The organism is Polaromonas sp. P1_E3, assembly GCF_056405935.1.
In genome coordinates this window covers 1-3,619 of the sequence record NZ_JBFUBD010000278.1, presented here as the reverse complement: position 1 = coordinate 3,619, position 3,619 = coordinate 1, and the positions used below count along the sequence as shown (strand labels likewise).

General features: G+C 57.0%; 5 protein-coding genes. 4 read left to right on the top strand and 1 reads right to left on the bottom strand.

The features are described from left to right. Positions 1-622 (top strand): carboxylesterase family protein (locus AC1D0Z_RS17740; protein ID WP_477659518.1); only part of this gene is annotated, 622 nt, incomplete at its 5' end. Between the two features lie 132 nt (positions 623-754). Here the strand turns inward: AC1D0Z_RS17740 and AC1D0Z_RS17735 are convergent. After that, complete coding sequence (locus tag AC1D0Z_RS17735) at positions 755-1,699, bottom strand: LysR family transcriptional regulator (RefSeq protein ID WP_477659517.1); 945 nt, start codon at positions 1,697-1,699, stop codon at positions 755-757. 128 nt (positions 1,700-1,827) lie between these two features. Here AC1D0Z_RS17735 and AC1D0Z_RS17730 point away from each other — a divergent pair, with 128 nt between their 5' ends. The 3 genes from AC1D0Z_RS17730 to AC1D0Z_RS17720 all read left to right on the top strand — a co-directional run. Continuing rightward, a complete protein-coding gene (locus AC1D0Z_RS17730; protein ID WP_477659516.1) occupies positions 1,828-2,592 on the top strand; it encodes an SDR family oxidoreductase in 765 nt (254 codons plus the stop codon). Positions 2,593-2,634: 42 nt separating this feature from the next. Then, positions 2,635-3,015, top strand: a complete 381-nt coding sequence (locus AC1D0Z_RS17725) for a nuclear transport factor 2 family protein (RefSeq protein WP_477659515.1) — start codon at positions 2,635-2,637, stop codon at positions 3,013-3,015. A gap of 462 nt (positions 3,016-3,477) precedes the next feature. Continuing rightward, the coding region (locus tag AC1D0Z_RS17720) for a putative quinol monooxygenase (RefSeq protein WP_477659519.1) at positions 3,478-3,619 on the top strand (142 nt) is incomplete at its 3' end.

Sequence of the window (3,619 nt, the reverse complement as noted above, 5' to 3'; positions counted from 1 at the left end):
GCCATTAACGTCCATGGCAAATTCGTGGAAACACCGGTCGCCCGATTTTTCGTTGCTGGTAGGTTGCAACAGGGATGAAATGCGGCTTTACACCGTTCCAACCGGTGGCATAGAGAAAACCACACAAAGTGAGCTTCTGGAGTTTGCACGCGATGTGGGTGTGACCGAACATGCCATGATTTCTTATGCAGAAAATCCGGAAACGAAATCCAGGGCCAGTCCTGGTGAGATTTTGTGCGCCATGCAGTCGGATTACTTCTATCGAATTTCGGCTCGAAAGATTGCCGCAAATGCAAGCTCTGCGGGGGTCGCAACCTACCTGTACGAGTTTGACTGGCGTTCGCGTCGATGCGATGGGAAACTAGGTGCTGCGCATGGAATTGAAATCCCTTTTGTTTTTGACCAACTGCGGACGCCGGCAGGCGCTGAAATCACAGGCCCTGGTGCGCCGGCGGCGCTGGCGGAGGAAATGCACCGCTATTGGGTCAGGTTCGTGAAGGAGGGTAATACTGGTTGGCCTCGACATACTAGCCAATTCGCCGACCTGATGCATTTCGCCGATGAAAGTCAATGTGAACGGGATGTGTGGGCCCCATCTGGAGAACTTTGGCAAGTGTGTTGAATTCCACTGAAGTCTGACCCGAGAGAGTCTTGGACTTACGGCATAAATCAGTCCAAGTTAATGTCCGCACCCCCTTAGTGCGATAACTGGATCAGTTTTCGATGGAACTCAACACCTACGAAGTAGTGAATGTCAACGATCATCGAACGGTGCGAACACTTCTGCGACCCAATCGACGAACAGTCGAATTTTGGCGCTAAGGTGACGATTGCTCGCGTAAAGCACATGAAATGGTTGCTGCGGTCGAGTCCAGTCTTGTAGAACTGTGCACAAGCGCCCACTTTCGAGATGGGGCGTCACCATGAACTTGAATGCCTGTCCGATACCAACGCCTGCAAGTAGCGCACTCAGATGCGCGGTGCTCTCGTTGACTGCGACCTCCACCTGGCCGTTTATCTGCATATGCTCGCTGCCCTTGTGGAATTCGAGCGGGAACGCACGTCCTGTCAGCGACGAAAAGTAGCCAGCGATAGCGTGGCCTGGAATGCGACCCTCGGCCGCCTTCGTGGGCGTTGCGGCAGGCATAAGTTCGGATGGATGCTTCGGAATGCCACGCGCCTTCAGGTACACCGAGCTCGCGCAGGTGACCCAGTCCATGTCGGCGATGCGTCGCGCCACGAGCGTTGTGTCGGGCAGTGTGCCGCCCCGGATTGCGCAGTCGACGCCTTCACCGATGAGATCAATCGGTCGGTCATTGACCCCGAGGTCAATATGTAGTTCCGGGTAGCGCGCGCGAAATGCCGGCAACGCCGGGATGAGGATCATGCTGGCTAGTACCGATCCGATGTCGACGCGGATTCGCCCGTGCGCCCGAACGCGTGCGCGTGACGCGCTTTCGTCCATCTCGTCGAGTTCATCGATCAGACGTGTCGCCCGTTCGTAGTACGCCGCACCGTCCGGCGTCACGTTGACGCGGCGGGTCGTGCGGTGCAGTAGCTTCGTCCCTAGATGCTCCTCCAGGTCTTGCACAAGCTTGGTCACAGTGGGACGCGGGAGGTTCATCGAGTCGGCAGCGCGAGAGAAGGCGCCCGATTCGGCGATCCGCACGAAGACACGTAAGGCAAGAAGTTGGTCCATGGGCAATGTGCCTGAGTTTGTTACTCCGATTATTCACCAGCATGAAATAAGAAATCAATATTTAGATCTTTATTCATCGTTATGAATTTTCTAAACTTCGCTCACCCTATCAACAGAAGGAGTACGACATGGGAAACAAACTATCCGGMAAGGTCGCAGTCATCACTGGCGGGACTACCGGCATCGGTCTAGCTGCGGCCAAGGCCTTTGCGTCGCAAGGCGCTTACGTGATCATCACCGGCCGTCGTCAGGCTGAACTGGACGCGGCCGTAGCCGCGATCGGGCAGAACGCGACGGGGGTGCAAGCCGATTCGACCCGGCTTGGCGACCTGGATCGTCTTTACGAACTAGTACAGAAGCAGCGTGGCCGTATTGACGTGCTTTACGCCAACGCGGGTGGCGGAGAGATGATTCCGCTAGGCGCTATCACCGAGGCGCATTTCGACCAGACTTTTGATCGGAATGTGAAGGCAGTGGTGTTCACGGTGCAGAAAGCGTTGCCGCTGCTGGAGAAGGCCACGAACGGTGCATCCGTCATCCTTGCCGGCTCGACCACCAGCGTGAAAGGTACGGCGAACTTCAGCATTTATAGCGCGACCAAAGCGGCGGTGCGCAACCTCGCGCGCAGTTGGGTGCTGGATTTAAAAGGGCGGGCAATTCGCATCAATACGCTGTCACCCGGACCTATCCACACGCCTGGACTGGTGGAACTCGCTGGACCCGACGTAGCCCAACAGCAGGGCTTGCTCGACTACTTGACCGCGCAGATCCCCCTCGGTCGCATCGGCCAGCCCGACGACGTCGCCAAGGCTGCAGTCTTCCTCGCGTCTGACGATGCCGCGTTTATCACCGGGGTAGAGCTGTTTGCCGATGGCGGCATTGCTCAAGTATGAACACATTTCAACAACACACTTAACCCAAAAAAAGGAAAAATCATGACCTCTGCACTACAACTGCTCCAGTCCTATCAGGACAACGTCCGCACGCCCGCAGCTGCCGCCGCACTCTTCGCTGAAGATGGCGTGCTTGAACTGCCTACCGTACATGCCCACGCCCGCGGCCCCGCAGCCGTGGAAGCGTTGCTCTCCGGCTTGCTGGCGAAAGTGCCCGACTTCCGCTTCAAAGATTTCAAGGTCTGGATTGACACCCCTGAAAGGGTCTTCGGCGAATATTCCGTTGAAGCGCTGGTGGTTGGTACTGGCAAGATGTATCAGCAAACCTATGCTGGCGTACTGATTGCGGAAGGTGGCAAGATCAAGCTGCTTCGCGAGGCGCTTGACACCGCCGCCGCCGCCCGGGCGTTCAGCAAAGATTGATGCGGGTCCGCTGCAGCGTCTCGGAACGGCCTGAGTCTCAGAAAGACGCCAGGCCGGTTCGCCCCCCCCCCAGCTTTTCGCGGTCGAAGCGAGTATGTCCTCCTTCGGCCGCGGACTTCCTTCTCTCGCACGCTGTGACCACGATCTAGCAGCCTATGCAATAGACTGTGAGAGTGCCCGACTCCACCTTAGAGCTGCGCAGAGGAGTGCAAGAATTGCCAGGCACCAGCTTCCAACTTTAAATCGCCGTTGCTCGAGAGCTGCGCGTGGTCATAGACGCGCGGTTCGAGGTAGTTGTCCTTTACGCCTAACAGGTCGGTCGAGGCCAACACACAACGGCAAGGCCTCGCGAGGGCCCTTCGGCAACTGCGGCGCCTTGTCATGTCTCTCTGGCATTCAGGTGAGTCACTACGTGCAGAATTGGCGTGGGCACATCGCGCGTGAGAACCACAGGAAACATGAATGTTTACGCCTGAAACTTGCTGCACCTTGGTGCCGTATTTCGAGGTCCGGGAGGAGCAACTTGACGCTTTCAAAGCTCTGGTGCAGAAACTCGTCGCCAAGACGCGCACGGAACCAGGTTGCATGCGCAACGCCTTCTCTT

Coding starts and splice junctions, on each gene's coding strand:
- AC1D0Z_RS17735 (WP_477659517.1), bottom strand. CDS start 1,699: ATGGACCAACTTCTTGCCTTACGTGTCTTCGTGCGGATCGCCGAATCG.
- AC1D0Z_RS17725 (WP_477659515.1), top strand. CDS start 2,635: ATGACCTCTGCACTACAACTGCTCCAGTCCTATCAGGACAACGTCCGC.